At 44.3% G+C, this 22,500-nt stretch carries 15 protein-coding genes and 2 pseudogenes; 8 read left to right on the forward strand and 9 right to left on the reverse strand.

Annotated elements, in window-relative coordinates:
• Window positions 1-53 precede the first annotated feature (53 nt).
• Both DP114_RS34920 and DP114_RS12570 read left to right on the forward strand, forming a co-directional pair.
• Window positions 54-2,015, forward strand: a complete 1,962-nt coding sequence (locus DP114_RS34920) for a serine/threonine-protein kinase (protein WP_171976230.1) — start codon at window positions 54-56, stop codon at window positions 2,013-2,015.
• A gap of 139 nt (window positions 2,016-2,154) precedes the next feature.
• A complete protein-coding gene (locus tag DP114_RS12570; protein WP_171976231.1) occupies window positions 2,155-2,712 on the forward strand; it encodes a DUF4334 domain-containing protein in 558 nt (185 codons plus the stop codon).
• A gap of 184 nt (window positions 2,713-2,896) precedes the next feature.
• Here the strand turns inward: DP114_RS12570 and DP114_RS12575 are convergent, their stop codons facing one another.
• Complete coding sequence (locus DP114_RS12575; RefSeq protein WP_171976232.1) at window positions 2,897-5,656, reverse strand: NHLP bacteriocin export ABC transporter permease/ATPase subunit; 2,760 nt, start codon at window positions 5,654-5,656, stop codon at window positions 2,897-2,899.
• Between the two features lie 513 nt (window positions 5,657-6,169).
• Between DP114_RS12575 and DP114_RS12580 the strand changes: the two genes are divergently transcribed.
• Entirely contained in the window at window positions 6,170-6,439 is a 270-nt protein-coding gene (locus DP114_RS12580) for a hypothetical protein (protein WP_169267412.1), read from the forward strand.
• A 349-nt stretch (window positions 6,440-6,788) separates the two neighbouring features.
• Here the strand turns inward: DP114_RS12580 and DP114_RS12585 are convergent, their stop codons facing one another.
• Window positions 6,789-6,983, reverse strand: a complete 195-nt coding sequence (locus tag DP114_RS12585) for a hypothetical protein (RefSeq protein ID WP_171976233.1) — start codon at window positions 6,981-6,983, stop codon at window positions 6,789-6,791.
• A gap of 122 nt (window positions 6,984-7,105) precedes the next feature.
• Between DP114_RS12585 and DP114_RS12590 the strand changes: the two are divergent.
• Window positions 7,106-7,282: pseudogene (locus DP114_RS12590) on the forward strand (type II toxin-antitoxin system Phd/YefM family antitoxin); the annotation flags it as partial.
• On the opposite strand, the gene DP114_RS12595 reads toward DP114_RS12590, so the two are convergent.
• Complete coding sequence (locus DP114_RS12595) at window positions 7,200-7,433, reverse strand: hypothetical protein (RefSeq protein WP_171975124.1); 234 nt, start codon at window positions 7,431-7,433, stop codon at window positions 7,200-7,202. The pseudogene DP114_RS12590 and the gene DP114_RS12595 overlap by 83 nt on opposite strands.
• Between DP114_RS12595 and DP114_RS34925 the strand changes: the two are divergent.
• Both DP114_RS34925 and DP114_RS12600 read left to right on the forward strand, forming a co-directional pair.
• Window positions 7,433-7,558: pseudogene (locus DP114_RS34925) on the forward strand (type II toxin-antitoxin system Phd/YefM family antitoxin); the annotation flags it as partial. The gene DP114_RS12595 and the pseudogene DP114_RS34925 overlap by 1 nt on opposite strands.
• Window positions 7,533-7,778: a type II toxin-antitoxin system YoeB family toxin gene (locus DP114_RS12600; protein ID WP_171976234.1), complete on the forward strand. Its 246-nt coding sequence runs from the start codon at window positions 7,533-7,535 to the stop codon at window positions 7,776-7,778. The pseudogene DP114_RS34925 and the gene DP114_RS12600, both read left to right, overlap by 26 nt.
• Window positions 7,779-7,806: 28 nt before the next feature.
• Here the strand turns inward: DP114_RS12600 and DP114_RS12605 are convergent, their stop codons facing one another.
• The 6 genes from DP114_RS12605 to DP114_RS12630 all read right to left on the reverse strand — a co-directional run bounded on the left by DP114_RS12605 (window position 7,807) and on the right by DP114_RS12630 (window position 19,474).
• Entirely contained in the window at window positions 7,807-10,026 is a 2,220-nt protein-coding gene (locus DP114_RS12605) for an NHLP family bacteriocin export ABC transporter peptidase/permease/ATPase subunit (RefSeq protein ID WP_171976235.1), read from the reverse strand.
• 56 nt (window positions 10,027-10,082) lie between these two features.
• Window positions 10,083-11,009: a MauE/DoxX family redox-associated membrane protein gene (locus DP114_RS12610; protein WP_171976236.1), complete on the reverse strand. Its 927-nt coding sequence runs from the start codon at window positions 11,007-11,009 to the stop codon at window positions 10,083-10,085.
• Window positions 11,010-11,295: 286 nt separating this feature from the next.
• On the reverse strand, window positions 11,296-12,903 hold the full coding sequence (locus DP114_RS12615) for an NHLP bacteriocin system secretion protein (RefSeq protein WP_171976237.1): 1,608 nt from the start codon (window positions 12,901-12,903) through the stop codon (window positions 11,296-11,298).
• A gap of 314 nt (window positions 12,904-13,217) precedes the next feature.
• Complete coding sequence (locus tag DP114_RS12620) at window positions 13,218-16,592, reverse strand: PAS domain-containing protein (RefSeq protein ID WP_171976238.1); 3,375 nt, start codon at window positions 16,590-16,592, stop codon at window positions 13,218-13,220.
• Between the two features lie 121 nt (window positions 16,593-16,713).
• Window positions 16,714-17,166 (reverse strand): response regulator, encoded by a 453-nt coding sequence (locus tag DP114_RS12625; RefSeq protein WP_171976239.1) that lies wholly within the window; start codon window positions 17,164-17,166, stop codon window positions 16,714-16,716.
• Window positions 17,144-19,474: an ATP-binding protein gene (locus DP114_RS12630; protein WP_171976240.1), complete on the reverse strand. Its 2,331-nt coding sequence runs from the start codon at window positions 19,472-19,474 to the stop codon at window positions 17,144-17,146. Before DP114_RS12630 ends, DP114_RS12625 begins: the two co-directional genes overlap by 23 nt.
• Window positions 19,475-19,798: 324 nt before the next feature.
• Between DP114_RS12630 and DP114_RS12635 the strand changes: the two genes are divergently transcribed.
• Window positions 19,799-21,019 (forward strand): S8 family peptidase, encoded by a 1,221-nt coding sequence (locus DP114_RS12635; protein ID WP_216669993.1) that lies wholly within the window; start codon window positions 19,799-19,801, stop codon window positions 21,017-21,019.
• A 329-nt stretch (window positions 21,020-21,348) separates the two neighbouring features.
• Window positions 21,349-22,431 carry a glycosyl transferase gene (locus DP114_RS12640; protein ID WP_171978176.1) on the forward strand — a complete coding sequence of 361 codons (1,083 nt, stop codon included), beginning with the start codon at window positions 21,349-21,351 and terminating at the stop codon, window positions 22,429-22,431.
• The last annotated feature ends 69 nt before the right edge of the window (window positions 22,432-22,500 follow it).

Genomic DNA, 22,500 nt, shown 5'->3' on the forward strand with positions numbered 1-22,500 from the left:
GATGATGACGATAATCTACCTTATACTACGGATACAGCTTCCCGTAGCCAGCTATGAGCCTGTGCATTAACCCGACCTGCCCTAAACCAAACCATCCAGAGAACACTAACAACCGCTTGTGTCAAAGTTGTGGTTCTCACCTACTCCTGGAAAAGCGCTATCGGGTGCTGCGCCTTTTGAGTGATAGTAGCGGCTTTGGCAAAATCTATGAAGCATACGAAGGAAGTACACCCAAAATCCTCAAAGTCCTCAAAGAACATCTCAATCACCAACCCAAAGCAGTAGAACTCTTCCAGCAAGAAGCACAGGTGTTGGAGAAGTTAATTGATCCCGGTATTCCCAAGGTGGATGGCTACTTCCAGTATCAGACCAACAATGGTCTGCTGTTGCACTGCTTAGTGATGGAAAAAATTGATGGTGTGAATTTAAAACAATGGCTACAACAGCACCATAATAATCCTATTTCACAAAAGCAGGCTATAGCCTGGTTAAAGCAACTGGCTGAAATTTTGCAGATGGTGCATGGCAAACAGTGGTTTCATCGGGATATTAAACCAGCAAATGTCATGCTGACAAGCAATGGACAGTTGGTGTTGATTGACTTTGGCACAGCGAGGGATGCGACACATACATATTTAGCCAAGCTGGGTGTGGGACATCAAATCACGGCACTAGTTTCATTTGGCTACACGCCGTTAGAACAAAAAAATGGTCAAGCTGTGCCGCAATCAGATTTTTTTGCCTTGGGACGCACGTTTGTGCATTTGCTGACGGGACAGCCTCCCGCAGATTTTTGGGATGCCCATGATAATGTTTTGTTGAACTGGCGCAATAGTACCTCTGGTATTTCACCATTGCTGTTGGATTTTATTGATCATCTGATGGCGCGGGAACCTGGGAAACGTCCTCTGAATACTCAGGTACTTTTGCAGCGGCTAGGGGAAATTGAACAAAAGCTGGGCAAGCGTTCAAATAAAAATTTACTTGTAGCGGTTGCAGTTGCGGCGCTGCTGTTATTAGGGGGAGGAGTTGGGTATTTAGCATCTAAAATCGGTCAGTCTCCACCGTCCCCTATATTAACAACCAGTCCGGCTGCGAAAATTCAAAATCCCTTAGCAAATCTTTCTTTAGCCCAAACTCTAACTGGGCATAGCAACGCAATCTGGGTTGATCATTGCATCGCTATTAGCCGCGATAATTCTACTGTTGCCAGTGGTAGTTATGACAAGACTATCAAAATTTGGAATTTGGCAGATGGCAGTCTTATCCGCACCCTCACTGGTCATTCCGACTCGGTTTATTCTGTCGCCATCAGCCAGGATGGGCAGACTTTAGTTAGTGGTAGTAAAGACAAGACTATCAAAATTTGGAATCTGGCAGATGGCAGTCTTATCCGCACTCTGAGTGGTCATTCCAACTATGTTAATGCTGTCGCTATCAGCCCAGATGGGCAGACTTTAGTGAGTGGCAGTGATGACAAGACTATCAAAATTTGGAATCTGGCAGATGGCAAACTAATCCGCACCCTGACTGGTCATTCTTCCTACGTTAATTCTGTCGCCATCAGCCCGGATGGGCAAACTTTAGTTAGTGGCAGTAAAGACAAGACTATCAAAATTTGGAATCTGGCAGATGGCAGTCTTATGCGCACCCTCACTGGTCATTCCGACTCGGTTTCTTCTGTCCCCATTAGCCCGGATGGGCAAACTTTAGTGAGTGGCAGTTGGGACAAGACTATCAAAATTTGGAATTTGGCAGATGGCAGTCTTATGCGCACTCTGACTGGTCATTCCGACTCGGTTTATTCTGTCGCCATTAGCCCGGATGGGAAAACTTTAGTCAGTGGCAGTGATGACAAAACTATCAAAATTTGGAATTTCGCAGATGGCAGTCTTATGCGCACCCTCACTGGTCATTCCGACTTCGTTCATTCTGTCGCCATCAGCCCGGATGGGCAGACTTTAGTGAGTGGTAGTAAAGACAAGACTATCAAAATTTGGCGGGCGTCGCGTTGAAGTTTATAGCGGTTTTGGATTTTGTTGAGTTTGTCTATCCTTCAAAAACAGAGCAGCTTCAACTCACCAGTCAGTGCTCCCCAGTAGGCAAAAAAAGTTGTGTAAGCTATTTATAAAACAAGCAAGACACACGGAAAAAATGCAAACATTAGAAACCTGCAAGTTGATTCTTAAAACTGGTCAAACGACAACCGAAAAAGCTTTAGAGCTGTTTGACGCTCTCGAACCCGTTGATTTAGCTTTTATGCTCGGTCGTTGGCAAGGATCTGGGCTTCATACCAATCACCCTATGGATGGCTTATTAGAAAAATTTAATTGGTATGGAAAAGAATTTGTTGATCCTGAGAATGTTCACCCTTTGTTATTTTTAGATAGCCAAGGAAAAGTTATAAAAGTTGCGCCCAGTTACATCGGACTAACGAACTGGATCTTGAAGTTTCCAATCCTCAAAAATGATTTTCTGAAACCTTTGGTGATTCTAACTAATTCCTTACTGAAAACACAGAAAAGTCAAGCTAGACTCCGCATGATGGAATATCGAGGAAAAGTCAGCGCCACAATGATTTACGATCATTTTCCAGTTAATGACTCTTTTCGGAAAGTAGATGACAATACGGTGTTAGGAATTATGGACTTGAAAAATTCACCCCAACCTTTCTTTTTTATTCTTCGGCGATCGCTCAGCAGCGGTCAATAATGTTGTCATATCAAGTTGCGTTCTGTTGTAGTAGCGCTTTAGGGGAGATTGCTGAGTCCCAAGGGGACACGCTGCGCGTTCGCTCTTAGCGTGCGCTTTGCGCTTACGCTCCACTTCGTTTCACTCGCAATGACAGGTAGTACCTTATCGAAAGGACAACTGGAAACAAAGCACAAAACCTTCTTCATTCCATTTGTCTGGCTACCAGTTGAGAAAACAGCCCCTCTTGTTCGGCTAGTTCCTCAAATGTACCCACCTGTACGACGCGCCCTGCTTCCATGACATAAATTCGGTCAGCATTGCGAATCGTGCTGAGGCGGTGAGCAATTACTATCCGAGTTGCATTTAATTTATCTAAACTTTCAGTAACGATCGCTTGTGTGCGGTTATCCAAAGAACTGGTCGCTTCATCCATTAAAATAATTTTTGGCTTATTGACAAGTGCTCTAGCTATCAATAATCGCTGCCGTTGTCCTCCTGAAAGATTGGTACCACCTTCACTGATAACTGTGTGCATCCCCATCGGCATTTGCTCAATATCACCAGCAAACCCCGCCATCCGCGCGGCTTCCCAAGCTTCAGTGCGCGATATCAACGCAGAGGCAGATATGTTCTCAAAAATTGAGCCAGATCCAATTCGACCATTTTGCAGCACCACCCCGAACTGTCTTCGCACTGCCACAAGGTCTAATTCTGCCAAATCAAAACCATCGTAGTATACTTTTCCTGAGAGTGGAGTTTCAAACCCCAACAACAACCTCAATATTGTTGACTTCCCACTTCCTGATGGTCCAACTATCGCCACAAATTCCCCTGGTTGTGCGTAAACACTGACATCATCAAGAATTGGCGAACCATCGTCACGATAACGAAAGCTAATATGGTCTAAAAGGACACGACCCGTCAAGCGTCCTGGATCAACTTTGTTAGAATCGTATTCCATCTCCTGCTGCAAAATCGGCTTTGCCCGCTCCCACAGTGGTACAATCGCCAAAATAGTAATCAGAGTATTGCTGAGGTTGCTGACTCCCCCGATAAAAATTCCCAACGCGGAATTAAACGCCAAAAATGTTCCTGTTGTGAACCCGCCGCTACCACTCGCTTGAGCCTTTTGCAGAAACACCACCGCCAACCCAAACAACAGTGCCGAAGTAAGCAAAGAGAGTATTTCGTTCAACACAGAAACACTGTCTTGAATTTGTTGCGATGTTGCTGTTAGTCTTGTTCTTTGGCTGTACTGATTTGCCCAAGCTGCAAACGCTCGTTCTTCTGCCTGCGCTACTCGCAACTTGGCGACTCCATTTATAAGTTGTATTGTTAACCCACTAATTTCACCATCCAATTCTTGCAGCCGTCGCGAAAAGCGAACTAATAGCAAGCCAGAGACAGCAGTGATTGCAGCTGTTAGCAAAGCTACGCCCACCCCAACTAAAGCGAGTTGCCAACTATAAACAAACATTAGCACTGAGTTGAGTAAAGCAAACAGTCCGCTTAACAGGGTGCGTTGCGTTGCTCCCGATAGTAGCCGACGAATTTGGTTTACTGATAAAGTCCGGTTTAGTAAGTCGCCAGAGGAATAAGAGCGGAAAAATGCTGGACTTAATCTCAGGAGTCGGTCCCAAATCGCAGGCTGCAAACTACTATCAGCAGCGTTTTCCACTCGCAATGAAATAATCCCTTGGGACAAGCCAAAAGCTGATCTTCCAAAGGCGATCGCAAACAGTGCCAGTCCTACTTGCGATAATAAACTCTGATCGCTATCTGGAATTGCATTATCCACCAAAAGCGCTGTTGCTTGCGGCACAACCATCCCCAATAAGCTACCAATTATCCCAGTTACCAGAATTAAAATGATGTCTTTTTCATAACCCTTAATGCCAAACTGAAACAACGCAACTGCATTATTGATAACTTTGGGTAACGGTCGGTAAAACTGGTATGCTTGCGGTGCGAGGGTTGCCGCTACTGCATGATTGACAAACGTACGAGTTTGTGCAACCGGATCAAAGAAAATATAACGTTTACCTGCTGGTAACAAAGCGATTGGACGTTGTTCTTCTTGGGTATAAGCTAAGAGTGGACCATACTCACTCAGCCACCAGTTATACTCTAGCACCACGCGACGAGTGCGAATTCGGGAGGAGCGAGCAATAGCCTCCACTGGATCTTTTACTCGACTGATATCCTCAGACTGCGCCGGAGGATTTATCGTTATTCCCATTGCTCGTCCTACAGCACCCGCCGCCACCAGCAGCGGTGTTCCTTGAAAAGATACAGCTTCTTGCTCTGGTTGCAACACAGAAGCTAACTTCGAGAGTGCAGAATTGACAACCTGACGGTTGAGTTGCTCTCGTTGTTGAAATTGGCGAAAGGCAGTAATAGTTTCCTGCTGTTGCAGTGAATTTAAATAGTTGAAGAATTCAGAATGTAACTCAGCCAAAAAGCTTGGCAGTGAAGCGGCATTTTCTGGTTTTATTAAGGATAAATAATGAGAAAAATTTCCTGCTGTGGGTTCGGTGCTGAATATTTCACTTAAGTGGTTTATCCAACCCTGTAAAAGGGCGATATGCGTAGCCTCAAGCCTCCGGCTGATCGCTCCTGTTTCACCCGCTACTGCACCTGATGCTGCCAAATCTGCGATGGAAATTTGGGATAATTCTGTTGCCTCAATTGCTATTGCTACTAAACTCAAGGATTCACCGATTTTGGTTGCTGCACCAAACAACGCCTCACCTGCACTTACACTGAATAAATAACGGCGATGCTCGTTTTGAGCTTGTGTGAGGCGATTGCCTACGGCAGAGCTACGCTTAACAGCCTCTGGCATCTCATCGGAGACTTTTGTGGCAAACAATGATACATGTCCACTCACGACAACCCAAACTTTTTCTGGGTCATCTAGCAGTAGTCGTTCATTTCCTTTAAGGCGGTACAGGACTTCCATATTTCTAAACTGTTATTGCGTAGCTCTGCTCAACAAGCGTTACGGTAGATCAACGGCGATCGCGCACCCGTGGTAGTACTTTTACATTGTTCCACCCACTGCGGACTATTCGCGCTAATAATAAATTTCTTTTTGCACAGATATTGGCAGTAATACAGTATAGTTATTATACAGCAAGTTGATAGCAACACATTTCCTCAACTTTTTCGCCTACCTATTAATGTGCCTTGATTTCCAGCAATGACAACATGGGTACAGTGCAAGAACCACACTTTAGATTGATTGTACAGCAAGGTTTTCAGGCTTTATTAGTACATACGCATGGATAAACTTCAGACTAAAAAAAAGCACATAATATCAGACTTTGGCATACAAGTAAATACACTTTAGTATAAATTTGACTAATAATAAATATTTCAATAAGTAGATACAAATCTAGTCACAACCCAAGTACTATAAAAGACATTCACTCAAGACCGAGTGAAAGCACACAAAAGACAAGGTAACAAAAAAATGAACGCACGTAACGAATTTGAAACCACTTTTGAGCTTGAAGAACTGTCTGATGCTGATTTAATGGCAATCAACGGTGGAGCAATTGGTGATGATGTTGGCGGTGTTCTTACAACCGCTGCCGCTGCTGTTGATGTTCTTGGTCAAGGCCTCCCTCGCCCTGTTAATAATCTTGTTACAGGTCTTGGTGTTTCAACTGCCGGACTTCCTCTTGTTGGTGGTTTAACAGGTCCTTTACTTTTTAGCCTGGGTACTTACCCTAGTCCCTAGTTTTACCTGTGGTATAGCTAGAATTTAATTTCACATCTACCCAAATCTGTATTAAATACAGAAAGTTCAACTAGTGCTGACAAACTTGTTTGTCCACTCAACAGGGCAGAGCGGTTTCATTCACTAAAAGACGCTGACTTATGGCCGTGTAGGGTAAGAGACGGAAATAAATTAGAATCTGATTAGACAATTATCATGGCGATGCACTTAAATTTCTGGTTAGTTTAAGTAGCAATTATTCTATTTCCAACATCTCAAATTTCTCGCTCATGATATCGAATGAAACAACCTGTTGAATTATGCATTTGATACCTGGCAAGTATCAATTGACCAAGTGAGCATTTGTGCTTTACTTGAGTCCAGCTAATTTTATAATAATTTTCTGACCAGCTAGCAGCTTACTTACCCAGTAAGACTTGCTAGCTGGTTTTGGTTTGGGTTTATACTGTTGGCAAAAGCCTCGGTACTTTTTGGCATATTCATCTAATAGACATCTCCAGAAATTAATTGTGCGTTGTCTGCAACCCTTGTAGAGACGTTTCATGAAACGTCTCTACATTGTTTTTCACGCCTATGTCTAATGTTTTGCCTAATTGTAATATTAGAAATTGTCAGCAAGATGATTGACAATTTAGAATATATGTACAGAAGTTTGTACATAAACGGATGCTATCCTACAAAATCACATCCCCAACCGATGCCAGAAATGACTTTTTTAAGTTGTTAGACTTGGTAGTAGAAAATCATCAAGTGTATATCATCAATCGTCGTGATAGCGAAAATGTAGCCTTGATTGCTGAGTCAGATTTAGTGAGTTTGGTTGAAACGGTTTATCTTTTGCGTAGACGCGCAGCGGTGAGACAGCGCTGCGGGAGGGTTTCCAACGCCAGATACCTACGGAGGGAGACCCTCCTGCAGTACTGGCTCCTCCGCAGGCGACTGCGAACCCGATAGGCGCAGCCGTGCCGCAGGCATAGGGCTTGTCGTTAGACATCGCCTTCAAATGCACGTCGCCTACTAGATGCAATAGAAGAATCAAAAACAGGAAAGATTCAACCTCAAACTATAGCAGAACTTCAGCAGGAGTTGGGGATTGAACAAGAAGAAGAAGAAAAATAAAGCTGAAGCTGAGGAAATTAAGCCAGTTGTAGTGACTCGCATTCCTGGTTTTAGTTCTAAATTCAAAGAAGATTTGGCTTGGTGGTTTAAGCAAGATTTTGATAAAGCGTCGAAAATCTTGGATTTGGTGACGGGTGTGATGCAAAATCCCTTTGAGGGTATCGGTAAACCAGAACCACTAAAGTATATTTCATATATAGCAGTCCGTGCAGGATTGTAACCATCCTCTCTTCAACGCAGCAATTTAATCATTCTTCAGTACGCAGCAAGCTAGCATATTTCCCCCCTGAGTCCCATAACTCTTCATGAGTACCCCGCTGCACAACTTTACCTTGCTCCAATACAATGATTTCATCACAATCGCGAATCGTGCTGAGTCTGTGCGCGATGACAATACAAGAACAACCACGTCGCCGCAAATTCCTATCAATAATGAGTTCTGTTTGAGCATCCAGCGCCGAAGTCGCTTCATCCATGACCAATACTGAAGGATTCCTAACTAAAGCACGGGCAATTTCTAAACGTTGGCGCTGTCCGCCACTGATGTTCATTCCTCCTTCAATCAGCTTTGCATCATATCCCCCAGGCATAGATTCAATCAAATCGTGAATGACTGCATCAGAGCAAGCCCGCACCAAATCAGTTTGTGAGACTGTTGAATCCCATAAGGTAAGATTTTCCCGAACCGTCCCACCAAACAGAAAAATATCTTGTTCTACCATCGCCAAAGAATTCGCCAAAACAGAGCGAGGAATCTGAGTTCTCGGTACGCCATCAAAGCAAATTCCCCCGGACCAAGGTTCGTATAAACCGCAAACTAGCTTAGCAATTGTAGACTTACCAGAACCACTCCCTCCCACGATCGCCACTCGTTGTCCCGGCTTCAGAGTTAGGCTAAAGTTCTCAATCAAAGGGTTGTCTACACGGCTATAGCCAAAGGTAATATCTTGTAACTCAACATAACCCTGCAACCGAAAGGATATTGGTAATTGGTAATTCTCCCCTGCTTCCCCTGCTTCCTGCTGGGGTGCTCCCCGTAAGGCTTCTGCATCGACCGAATTTTGCAGTACATCATCAAGGCGGTTTAAGTCAGCCTCTAAATCTTGCAACATACTGCCAAAATTAATCAAACTGTTAATTGGCCCTAGAAAGCTGGCTGTTAAACTTTGGTAAGCAACTAACATCCCAATACTCAGGTTACCGTTCATCACTCGATAACCGCCGAGAAATAATATAGAAGTGGTTGTCAGCGCCGTCAAAAGTGTTGGTAATACTGTCAGAATTTGAGTTTGTAAAGCTAATTGCTGCTGAGCGTTGAGGGCTTTGGCATAGTTCCCCGCGAATTTAGCAAACGAGTCAGACTCAAGCCCGGAAGCTTTGATTGTTTCTATGGTTTGAATACCGGCGATCGCCACCCCGTTGACCTTACCATATTCCTGTGCCAGCTTCATATTGGCATCTACTCTTGTTCGCGATAAAAACTGTAGAGCAAAAAAGTTTATCGCGGCAAAACCAAGAGCAACACTCGTCAGTACCCAATCGTACTGGAGCATAATCAGAAAGTAAAACACCATCATCACCGTGTCAATGATTGTGGTGGCAAGGGTTCCTGAAAGGAGATTAGCAACTTTGTCATTCAGTTGCACACGAGAGCTAATTTCACCTGCAAAGCGTTGAGCATAAAACCCAACTGGTAAGCGTAGAATATGCCAGAGAAACTGCCCCGACGTTGTCACCGACAACTTAAGCATCAACCGCCGCAAAGAAGTCAGCCGCAGCCAAGCAAGAAACCCCTGGAGTACAGCGGTGAGAACCATTCCTAACATCAGCGGTCGTATCCAGTCAGAGCGCTCAGTGACGAGAATTTCATCAACAAACACCTGAGTAAAAGCTGGCACAGCTAATCTGGGAAAAGTCAGTAATAGTCCTGCCAATAGGCAAAATATAATGGTGTTCTGCGAATTTTGCAAGCGTGAGGCTAAAGCAGAAACAACGTTATTTTTTTTACCTCCTCTTTGAAAGTCTGATCCTGGTTGCATAGCCAGGACAATTCCAGTGTAGGCGCGGCTAAACTCTTCTAGGGAAGCTGTTCGGCGTCCTGCGGCGGGATCGTTGAGGTAAACGCGGTTTTTCGCGAACCCTTCCACCACAAGAAAATGGTTGAAATTCCAAAAGACTATGTAGGGGGGAGGAAGGGTTTTGAGGTTTTCTAAAGACGGTTTGAAACCTTTGGCATTTAAGCCATAGTTCCTCGCTGCTTTGATGACATTAAAGGCGTTGCTACCATCTCGCGAGACGCCACACTCACGCCGTAATTCTGCCAAAGGGACAATGCGCGAGTAATAACCTAGAATAATTCCCAAAGCAGCAGCACCGCATTCCGTTGCTTCGATTTGCAGTAGCGTGGGGGTACGGACGCGATTCGTTTGAGGTCGAGGTAGGAGACTTTTAATGAAGGCAAAGGACATAAGATAATTTTGCCCTAGTTAGCCAGTTAGCTGCAAGTTCATCAAAATTAGCTTTCTCACGACTTGGCAACTTCAGCAACAGATAAATTTGGTTTGATGCGTTGAACAAAGGCTAGTGGCATCACCCCCAACCATTTTTCCCGAATTATGCCGTTCTCCAGCAATACACCAGTTGGAAAGGCTTCAGCGAAGCGACTCATGACGAACGGGTTCATCGCCACTACCGGAAAGTTGATATTATAAAGTTGAACAAATTCTTGAACTTCTTCGGGCGTTCGGGCAACTCCTGCCACTACATCTGGTAGATCAGGTCTTTTGTGAACTATTTTTAGCACTTTGATCCAGCTTTTGCACATTTGACAACCCGGCATTAAAAACACAACTAGTTTGTCACCTGTTGTTAAGCTATCGGCGTATTCTTCTATCCATTTGGGTTGCCAAAGGCGATCAACCTTAAGCAGAGATAAGTCTAATAAAGGTTTTTCTTTCTTCCACAAATACAAATACGAAACACCAGTCCCGAGACAACTGATTGCTAAAGAAATGAGTAATGCGCTCACTTGCTGGGAAACTGTTAAAATATCGACGACGGGATAAAACCAAGCCAACCCAATCAAAGCAGTGTAGATGATGTTGAGGAGTAAACTTTGGTTGGGACTAATATTAATTAGACCGTTATAGCAACCACAATTATTTGTGCGTTTAGTCGAGGTACTCCAGTAAGTTAAACACGATAACACCAATAACAGAACAATCGTACCGGGAAAAAGCCACTGTGGAAACAGCTGTAAAATTAAGGCTATCCCAAGGACACACTCTAGAATTGTGAAGGCGATCGCAACAGCTAGATTCACCTTTTGGGAAAACAACTGTAATTTAGTGATGTGGATAATAAACGTCTGAGGTGCGAGTGCTTTGACAATACCTGTCACCAGAAATACACTACCAACCACTAAAGTACTGATGAGAGAAATTGAATACATACTGAAGAGCGATCGCCACTTAATTGTAATAGATAATTAAAGCACAAAAGGCTACTACAGTGAACAGTAAACAGTGAGTCCAGTGCTGCAGAGAGAAGTGCCTTGCGCGGGTTCCCCGCGTTGTGGCAACTTCGGAGAGGGTTTCCCGACAGAGGCATCTGGCGTAAGCGCAAAGCGCACGCTGCGCGAACGCCGTAAGGCGTGCGCTCTGCGCACACCCGAAGGGTAAACAAGGGGTGGACGAGTCCGTTTCCTGCCTGATAACTGATCACTGATAACTGTTAATTTAATACACACCAGTCCAAGAGCGAAAAAGAGGAATAATGTAAGAAATAGGTGCCACTTCTCCAACTTTGACGCGGACTTGCGTAGTCGTACCTGACGAGATTTGTAGTGCTGGTCCATTAGAAGAAGACCATTTGTAACCGCTGACAGTGTTTGGGTCTTTTTGTAGTTCGACGAAAACTTGCACACGAGCCGCGTTACTATTAGCAAGGCTTTTAGCTATGTCTTCATTGCCAACTTGCGCCACAATATCGCCAGTTGTCACAGGGAAGGGAGAAACTCTTGTTACCGTTCCAACAATTCCACCAAAGCGATCGCGCTTAACAACGCTAGGTGTAACCTGTACTGTCATACCTGGTTTTATTTGTTTGCCATCCTTATCAGCAAAGTAAACAAGACTTGTTAGTTTGGCTTTGGAGTCAAGAGCTTCGATTGTCCCAATACGAGTGCCAGAATTGACAATTTGACCAGCCAGAACCCCTACTTCTAAAACGCGACCATCGTATTTACTAATAACTTGGCTTGATTGAGCTAATTGCAATTTTAACTGAGCAATCTTGCGTTTAACATCCTGAATATGATTTAATTGATTGATTGACTTTTCTAAATCTTGTTGAACTAATTTAGTTTTTTGGGTTTCGATATCTTGAATTTTGGTTTTGATTTCATCAAGCTTATTCATATTTTGTAGATAATCGCGCTCTGCATTTGTTCTTTGAACTTCAAGCTCTTGAATATTATTTTTGATCTCGTCAGTTTTACTCAAATTTTGTAGATATTCACGTTCACTAGTTGTTTTTTGAACATCAAGGTCTTTGAGTTGTGTTGAAATCTCTGATATTTCCTTCTGAGCGCTTAATAATTCCTGCTGAGATTGCAGTAGTGTATCTTGGCTAATAATCTTCTGTTCAAAAAGACTACGACGAGTTTCAACTCGTTGTTGCAAGGTTTGTAGCAATGCAGTGATTTGTTGCTTTTGCTGTTCAAGGCTTTTGCTTTTTTGTGCTAGTGCAGTGAGAGTTTGTTTGTACAGCACTGGTGCGACTTTTTCTCTGGACACACTTTGCTCAAGGCTTTCTCGTTTTTGCTTTAACGCTTCAAGGGTTTGTGAATGTAGCACTGGTGCGACTGATTCTCGACGCAAGGTTTGTTCAAAGTCTTTTTGCTGCTGTTGAAGCGTTCTTAGCGCCAGCACTGTTTGCTGCTTTTGCAGTCTATCGGTGTTTAGATTCTGCTCTAGAAGTTGGTTTAACTTTCCTTGTTCTTGTTGTAGTTGTTGCCTAATATTGGATTGGTCGATGATGGCGAGTACTTGACCTTGTCTAACCACATCTCCTGGCTTGATATTTAAAGCTAATAATTGACCAGCACTGAGTGTTTGAAATGGCACCACATGACGAGGTCGGCTCAACACGCCGGAACCTGTGACAGTGAGTGGAATTCGCCCGACTACACTCCAAATACCAGCTATAACGACCAAAAAGCCCATAGAAATCAAAGGTAACCAAACTTGCTGGCTTGTGACCTGCATCATCTGGTCAAGTTGTTCTGGTGATGACAGCTGTTCTAGCGCTTCTTCTCGGAAGAGTTTGCTTGTTTTATCTTGCATCTTAATCTATTCTTATCAGGACTTACGCTACTGTCAGGTAATATACATAGTTTTCACGCATTGCACGAGTGTAGTCGTCAGCGCCCACATTCTTCACATACAGCTATTTTGGGACTTACGCACTCGCTACGAAAAAAAGCAGGATGGGAATTGCTTCCCTATGCTTAACGGCACGCTGCGCTAATAGTCGCTGTGGACAATAGTTACGTTGTTTGTGCGTAAGTCCTGTATATGTTTCCATTTTAACTCTACAACGAGTCGCACTTCTGGCAAAACTCAACTCCTTTGTAAGATAAGAAGCTGGCAACTAATTTCTACACTCGTTGTTTTAAGAGCTTGGTGACAACTGCAATTAATTGACTTGGCTCCACTGGTTTAGATATATGTGCATCGAACCCATTTGCCAGAGCCTTTTGGCAATCAGCTTCGCTAGCATACGCTGTGAGTGCGATTGCACTAATCTGTCCTCCTTGGTCTTGAGGTAATTTCCGGATTTGACGTATGAGCATATATCCGTCCATTTCTGGCATCCCAATATCGCTGATCAACAGAACTGGCTGCCATTGTTGTATAACTCGTAGCGCCTCTTCTGCTGATGATACTGCTATCACATCTGCCCCTTCCTGCTCCAACACAAAGGCAGTGAATTCCAATGAATCAGGTTCGTCGTCTACAACCATGACCCGTAAGCCAGTTAGAATTGAGGAACTCTCAGCACAGGAGAAATTTTTGCCTTGGTCTTTTTTGTCGCCGTAGTCCTTGGTTGTTTGAATCAGTGGTAGCTGCACTGTAAAAGTCGCCCCCTGTCCTTCCCCTAAACTATCCGCCATCACAGTACCGCCATGCATTTCTACGATATTACGGGCGATCGCCAGCCCCAATCCTAAGCCACCAAATTGGCGCGTGGTGGTGCTATCTGCTTGACGGAATGATTCAAACACGTAAGGCAGAAACTCTGGATTGATGCCCTTACCTGTATCACTCACTGTGATTTGAGCTATTGACGCAACTTCCTGCAAGCGAACTTCTACTCGACCGCCATTGGGAGTGAACTTGACAGCATTGGAGAGAAAATTCCAAAATACTTGTTGCAGCCGAGTCGCATCGCCTGAAACTTGCCACACACCAACTTCTAATATTGGTTGCAGTTCAATAGATTTTGCTTGTGCTGCCAAGCGGACAGTTTCTAAGGCGGAGGAAATCACAGTAGTTAAATCTATTGCAGAAACATTGAGTTTGAGTTTGCCTTGTAAAATCCGCGAAACATCCAGCAAATCTTCAATCAGTTGAGCTTGTGCTTGGGCATTGCGTTCGATAATTTCTAAAGCTTGCGTCGTCTTGTTTGCGTCAAGCTTGCGGGTTTTCAAGATTTTAGACCAGCCTAAGATTGGATTAAGCGGCGATCGCAACTCATGGGAGAGAACTGCCAAAAACTCATCTTTAACTCGATTTGCTCGTTCGGCTTCACTTCGGGCGACTTGTTCGAGTTGCAGGATGCGATCGCGCTCACTGGCTAAGCGGACGCGCTCACTTACGTCCATAATTAGAGATAGCACAGACACCAGATTACCCGATTCGTCTGTTAACGTTGAGTTGTACCACTCACAATAAACCACCGAGCCATCCTTAGCATAGTTGCGATTACAGCAAACAGTTTGCGCTTCATCACCACTGAGGATACGCCGGACAACATTACTCACGGCGGCTGCATCCTCCGGATAAATGAATTGCCATTCACTCATTTGCTTGCCCAATATTTCCTGCGCTGTCCAGCCGAAAATATTCTCTGCTGACTCGGACCAACGGATAATTCGCAAGTCGCTATCCCATTCAATCACCCCTAGGGGAGAATTTTCGACATGAAAGTTGAGCTTTTGCAAAGCATTTTGCAATGCTTCCTCTGCGTATTTGCGAGCAGTAATGTCTTGATCGGTGCCAACATAGCCGATGATTTCGCCTAACTGAGAACGGATAGCTGCTGCATTTGCCTGTACCCAATGCGTTCCGCCTTGAGGCGTTAAGAAGCGGAACTCCATTGAAAACTCACTTCCTTCTTGCGTGCAACGGTTCCACTCTGCCCAAACTTGCTCGCGATCATCAGGATGAACTGCCCTTGCCCAGCCATCACCCAAACTTTCTTGTAAACTTAAACCAGCAATTGCTTGCCATTGAGGGTTAGTATAAAGACAATGACCTGCCCCATCAGTTTGAAAAATCCCAATCGGAGCGAAGGCACTAAGCAAGCGAAATCGCTCCTCACTCTCGCGTAGGGCTTCTTGAGCCTGTTTGCGAGCGGTGATATCCAAGTCTATCCCTGTCATGCGGACTGGTCTGCCAGTTTGATCATAAAAGACCTGCCCTTGACTGACTGCCCAGCGAATTCTACCACTAGGACAGAAAAAGCGGAACTCAATGTCATACGGTTCTCTGTGTTCTACTGCACGGGCGATCGCTTTCTGTACTTGTGCTCGATCCTCTGGGTGCAGCAAGTTAAGAAAGGTTTCATAGCGACCATCAAACTCTCCCGCTTCCATTCCAAACAAGCGTTCGAGGCTAGCAGACCAAACAATTTGGTTGGTCAGGATATTCCAGTCCCAAATCCCCATCCTTGCTGCATCGAGTGCTAGCCGCAATCGCTCTTCACTTACTTGTAGCGCCTGCTGAGTCTGCTGACGCTCCAACAATTCCATTTGTGCTTGCTGATACAGCTGTGATTGTTGGATGGCAATCCCAACCTGAGTTGCCAATTGAGTCAGCAGGCTAATTTCCATTGCTTGCCACTGCCGAGGTGCTCTACACTCATGGGCAATCAACAGACCCCAGAGTTGAGGTGTAGAAGAGGCATGATCAATTTCTAATTCTTGAGTGTTATTTCCTACATTCAATAAAACTGGTACGACTAAGTTTGCTCGTACCTGAAACTGAGCGAGTAAGTTGACGTGACAGGGATCGATGTCGCCATTATGAATGTCTGTTCTTGCCGTGGCTTGCCCTTGTAGATAAGAACTGATGTCGCTTGTGGCAAGGCATGTATCATACATGCTAGTTGACAAGATTGGTGTCCAACCCGACTCTACTGACTCTACAACCACTTTACCGTTGCCGTCTGGTTGCAACTCGAACATAATCACCCGGTCTGTTTGTAAGAACTGCCGTACTAGCTCTACAGTGGTGTTGAGAATTGTGTCCAAGTCGAGGGATTGCCGAATTTGCCCAGCTATCTGTGTGACAATCCGCTCTGACTTTAGTTGTTGTTCCAGGGCTGCTTGGCTTTGTTGCAATTGCTGCTGTAATCGCGCATTCTTAATGGCGCTTTTGACTGCCAACCGTAATGCCTCTGAAGTTGTCTTACCCTTAATCAGATAGTCTTGAGCGCCACGTTTCATTGCTTGCACGGCAACGAATTCATCGCCTTGGCCTGTTAACATGACCACAGGTGGGTGATTCTTGCCAATCTGATCCTGCAACTGGCTCAAAAACTCTAATCCGTCTAAATCCGGCAACAAGAAATCGATCAAGATCACATCTGGTTGTTCTTGGAGACATAAACTCAACCCTGCCTCGCCAGTTTCTTGTTCCAAAATCCTGTATTGATACTCGACTTCTTGCAGTAAGTAGCGGCGATAGGCAAACCTGTCCTCTGCACTATCGTCGATAATCAAAATTTTCACTGGTTGTTGTGTATCCATCCACTGCTGCAAGAAGTAGGAGTTTCAATATTTTAGAAAAATTTCTCAAAAAATTCTTTAATTTTAGTTTGTTCGAGACCGCTTTCTCGATTTTTCGTCTTTGATGGATAGCTGTGCATAACTATCCATAAGCTTGTGGAAGCGTAGTGATCTCGAACCAATATTGAATAAATACCTCGATCGTTTCCTTAAGCTTGCTAAGATCTATCGGCTTGACAATATAACCATTTACTCCATGCTCGTAACATACATCAATATCTTTAGGATTAGAAGATGTTGTAAAAATAATGACGGGAATCATTTTAAGATCTGCGTTTTGCTTGATTGTAATCAACACATCTCGTCCGTCCATACCTGGTAAATTCAGATCGAGCAGAATTATACCTGGACGCGATCGCGAGGTATGATTCGCGTACTCACCTACTTGAAAGAGATACTCTAATGCATCTTCCCCATCTACGCAACGGTAGATGGGAGCATGAAGTGAGGATTTGCGGAGTATCCGTCTAAACGCTTCAAAATCCTCGTCACTGTCTTCAACTACTAATAAGCTATTGTTCTGCACTGGCTTCATAAAGTTGATTTGTTCGCGCTAAGGCAAAGTAGAAAGTACTGCCTTCTCCATAAGTTGACTCAACCCATATTCTACCGTTATGACGTTCAACTATCTTCTTTGCAATGGTTAATCCGGCCCCCGTACCACCCCCATAGTGATTTTTGCCGTGCAGTCGTTTGAAAATACGGAAAATAGTTTCAAGATACTGTTTTTTAATTCCGATGCCATTGTCGCGCACATAGAATATGATCGCTATCTCTCCATCGTGAGAGTTTTGTGGTTGTAGGCAGTTTTTGGGCGTGTCAGCTTCATCTAAATAGCCAATTTCAATCCATTTTTCCGAACGGCTGTTGTACTTCATCGCATTGCTAATCAAGTTAGTGAAAACTTGAGCAAGTTGGATGCGATCGCACTTGAGTGTCGGTAAAGGGCGAGGAATGCGAAACTCCACGTCCTCTGATGTCATGCTCAGTTTGATCACTTGTATTGCGTGTTGCACCAGTTCGTTTGTGTCTGTCAGTTGCAAATTGAGTTCCATCCGTCCCAGGCGGGAGAAGTGCAGCAAAGACTCGATCAAGTCTTCCATGCGACTAGTTAAGCGCAACAACGTTTGTAACTTCTCCACCCCATCTTGATCGAGGATATCGGCGTAATCTTCGATCAAAAAACTGGCATAGTTATGAATTCCTCGTAGGGGTTCCTTCAAGTCGTGAGAGGCGATATAAGCAAAGGCATCTAGTTCTGTGTTGCTTCGTTCTAACTCCAAATTGAGTTTCGCCAATTCATCTGCTTTGCGCAAGACAATGCTGACAATTGCCCCCCGCAGTTCTAAAACTGCCTCAATCTCACAAGGCTTCCAAGATAAAGATCGTCCTTGGACTGTTTCTTGCCACAAAGCAAAGGATTTACGCGGCGATACTCGCACACTACTATCTTGCAGCACTTCCACAGGTTTGTTGGGATTCCCTCCCCAATTCACAGTTTGAACCACTTCCGGACGAAACCACAAAATGTAGTTGTGCTTGACTTTTGAAATGGCTAATGTTATCAATCCACTAGCAAGCTGTTTGAATTTTTCCGCTTGTGGAAAAATCTTGGGTAAAGCGTCTGTATATAAAAGGTTGTCGCCGTCAATCTTCGTTCCCACCCAAGCCAGCAACTTTTGCAACTCATCAGGTTCGGGAGTCTGACCGATGCGCGTCCAGTCGTCGTTCCAGCAAATCGCAACTCCCTGGGCGCTAACTATACCCAGCAAATCAGCTTCAGACTGGGTTAACCCTTCCAGTAAATTTTCATGTTGAGGAATCAATTCTATGAATCTAGCCAGAATCGATTTTAAATTCATCTTGAAATCAAAGTCGTCATTGGCTTGTTTTGCGACTAAATCCAAAGACATAACTTGACCAATAAATTCACAAGCTGTCCGCACTTCATAACTCAAGTATTTGGGCGATGTATGGTGACAAGCGATCAATCCCCAAAGTTGTTTGTTTTTGACCAAAGATATTGACATTGATGCACTTACACCCATATTGTGCAAGTACTCTACGTGGAGCGCCGACACGCTGCGTAAAACCGCTAGGCTTAAATCTGTGGGGCATTGGCTCACCGGATGCAGCGGTGGAACTAAGGTAGCAGGTTGATAATTGCTATCGGGAATCAAGCGCAACCTATTCAATAGGTAAAGTTGCTTTGCTTGTACAGGGATATCCGAGGCAGGATAACGTAAACCAAGATAGGGTGTCAACTCATCTTTTGCAACTTCGGCTATAACGTTACCTGCATCCTCTGCGTCAAATTGATAGACCATGACACGATCAAATCCCGTTAGCTGTTGCACCTGTTGCACTGCAACTCGACACATTTCCTCAGTTGTCGATGCTGCTTGAATTTTACTAATCGTGCCTTTTACCAAATGATAAAACCCGAAGAAACTCACATTTTCTTGGCTTTTACTCGGTTCTAGTTCTAAAATAAGTACGCCATCAAAGCGATGTACAATTCCATCGAAAATCAGGTTTTTGCCCTGTTGATCCAGAACAATTTTCAACGGATTAACACTTTCAAAATCCTTTGACAAACACTTTTCAATCGCGTCGAGTTGCTGCAAGTCAAGCAAGTCGTGCAATCGCGTATTTAGCAATTCCTCTGGTTCGCGTCCCAAAAGTTGAGCAGTGTTATTGCTGATCTGAATGATCCTTAGGTCTGGTTCTTGGAGAACGAACAGAAGACCATGAGGCTGGATGGAACCGGGGATGTGAATTGGTTCGCGCTCGCAATTGGTTAAGTCGAGCGTTTCTGGTGTAATCGTTTCGTTCTCGCTCATGCTTTAGGCAGCAAATTTTTGCTCTGCTCTCTAATTGTAGTGAAAATTCCAACAGAGTCAGCAGCGATTATGTATTGCTGGGCAATACCGCAAGTGCATGAGTTTGTTGTGCTAACACCTATAAAAAACACAAGGAAGAAGGAAAACTTTCCAAGCTTAAGTGACCTTTAGCAAACAAGTAGGGACATGCATATAATACAAGTCATGTCAATGCATAAGTCCTAAACTTTCTTGCGCTTATCGAGCAATTAATTTTTTGGGTCATTAATTTTTTGGTATTTTTTGGGTTTTGCATCGCAAACTAGACACATCGGAGTCATTTTTATGGAATCAGATCAATACATTATCCTTCGTGACACCAGTCGTGTAGATTTAAGTGAGCCTTTTTCAGGACGCTCTTTCACTCTTGAAGCGAGTCGCACTGTGGAAGCACCCACTCCCCGCATTGACATTGAATCACTCGATACGCGAGATCTGTTCGATCTGCGGCGCGATCCTCAAGTTGTCAGTATTGCTCCACCTATGCCAGTTGCTCTGATTGAGCCAACTGCGAGTGAGGAAGCACAGACGCATGATCAGCTTGGAACAACAACGTGGGGAGTGAGTGTAACTGGTGCTGTCGATAGTCCTTTTACAGGTCAGGGCGTAACCGTAGCGGTTCTGGATACTGGCATCGACGCTAACCACGAAGCCTTTAAAGGAGTTCAACTGATAGAGCAAGATTTCACAGGTGAAGGCAACGGGGATAAGAACGGACATGGTACCCATTGTGCTGGTACCATTTTTGGTCAGGTCGTTAACGGATACCGCTTCAGCATGGCACCAGGCGTACAACGTGCACTGATTGGTAAAGTGCTGGATTCGCAAGGGCGTGGAGGAACTGAGCAAATTTATCGAGCTATTCTGTGGGCTTTAGATCAGGGGGCACATGTCATCTCCATGTCACTGGGTATGAATTTTCCAGCTCAGGTTGAGAATCTTATGAAAGAGAAAAATTTTCCAGCACCTCTTGCTACGTCTAAAGCGCTAGAGAATTACCGGGCAAATGTTCGCTTGTTTGATAAGCTAGCTGATCTAGTCAATGCTCGCAATGCACTATTTCAACAAGGTACTGTAATTGTTGCAGCCTCCGGAAACGATAGCAAGCGTAACATTGATCCGAACTACATATTATCCGTTGCCCCACCGGCGGCGGCGGATGGAATTATTTCGGTCGGAGCGCTTGAAACGCCAGGTGAACCGAATAACGCTTTGAAGGTTGCCTATTTTTCCAACACTGGTCCGAACGTTGCGGCTCCGGGTGTTAAGATTTACTCAGCTAAACCAGGAGGCGGCTATCGGTACCTTAACGGTACAAGCATGGCAACTCCTCACGTTGCAGGTATTGCAGCGCTCTGGGCTGAAAAACTGTTGAAACAGAATACCACTGTCAATCGGCTCGAACTCAGTTCTCGATTAATTGGTCAAGCCAAGAAAGACAGGTTAGCCGCTGGCTTCAATCCTCTGGATGTGGGTGCTGGCCTTGTACAGGCACCACTCAATTGAATAGGTTAAGTCAATCGCGCCCTCGTGCCTTTCTCGAACTATTAATGATCTATGTTTTGACTCTAAAAATGTCAGCTTTCTCTATAATTTAGAATCCGGAAAGAAACAATCAAAACACTGACCCCCTCTCTATTTCCGCAACACGGAAAATTAGTTAAGGGTCTTGCTTTGATTGTCCGGGCATTCATCTCAACGCCTAAGCGGAACAGGAGGCGTGAAGCTTCTGCCCGAACTAGCTAAATGACCCTTCGGCTAGCCCCGATAGGCGTAGCCGTGCCGTTAGGCATAGGGGGCGCTACGCAAACGCTCACGGTTAACCAATGACTTCAATGGATAGACCAATTTTATACATAGCAATTACCAATCATGGCTTTGGTCATGCTACCCGCGCAGCAGCTGTCGCCGCAACAATTCAAAAGTTATGTCCAGAAATCCTGCTGATCATAGTGAGTACTGCACCACGATGGTTGCTAGAGTGCTACATAGAAGGCGATTTTATCCAGCGTCCCCGTGCGATGGATTTAGGTGTGGTGCAAGCAGATAGCTTAACAATGGATAAGACTGCAACTCTAGAAAAGTTACTTGAGATTAAGAAAAATCAAAATTCTATCATTGCTTCTGAAGTCAACTTTATCCGCCAAAATCGTGTTCATCTTATCTTGGCAGATGTCCCCTTCCTCGCTTGCGAAATTGCCAAAGCAGCTAAGATACCCTGTTGGATGATGAGTAACTTTGGCTTTGACTTTATCTATCGAGATTGGGGTAGTCGTTTTACAGACATTGCTGATTGGATAAGTGATTGTTACTCGAAGTGCGATCGCCTGTTTCGTCTTCCTTTCCACGAACCGATGCAAGCCTTCAACAATATCACAGACGTCGGCTTAACAGGCGGTTCTCCTCGTTATGCTCCTGAGGAAGTACGATCCACATGGGGAATCACAACCCCAAAAGATAAAACTATCTTACTCACCTTTGGTGGATTGGGTTTGCAGGAAATTCCCTACGAGAACCTCAAGCAATTTCCTGATTGGCAGTTTATCACACTTGATAAATCTGCCCCAGATTTGCCAAACTTAGTGTCAGCTACTGACCAAAAATACCGCCCAGTTGATTTTATGCCTATTTGTGGGCGAGTTGTATCTAAACCTGGTTTCAGTACCTTTGCTGAAGCAACACGTTTGGACGTGCCGATTGTTTCAGTCACTCGTGACGAGTTTGCAGAAGCCGCTTTTTTATTAGAAGGTATTCGTAATTACAACCAACATCAAATCCTCAACCCATCTGAGTTTTTCCAAGGAACTTGGGATTTTCTCAACCAATCACCCAATCAACCGAAGCAATCTCAACTCATTGCTAAGGATGGAAATGAAACGATCGCTCATGCTGTTGTTGATTATTTACAAAGTTCTTAACGAGAAATTGTGATTCTTATCATATACGCATAAACAAAACTTTTTCTTAAGACTAATTTAGATGCGTTT

Source organism: Brasilonema sennae CENA114 (assembly GCF_006968745.1).
GTDB lineage: Bacteria > Cyanobacteriota > Cyanobacteriia > Cyanobacteriales > Nostocaceae > Brasilonema > Brasilonema sennae.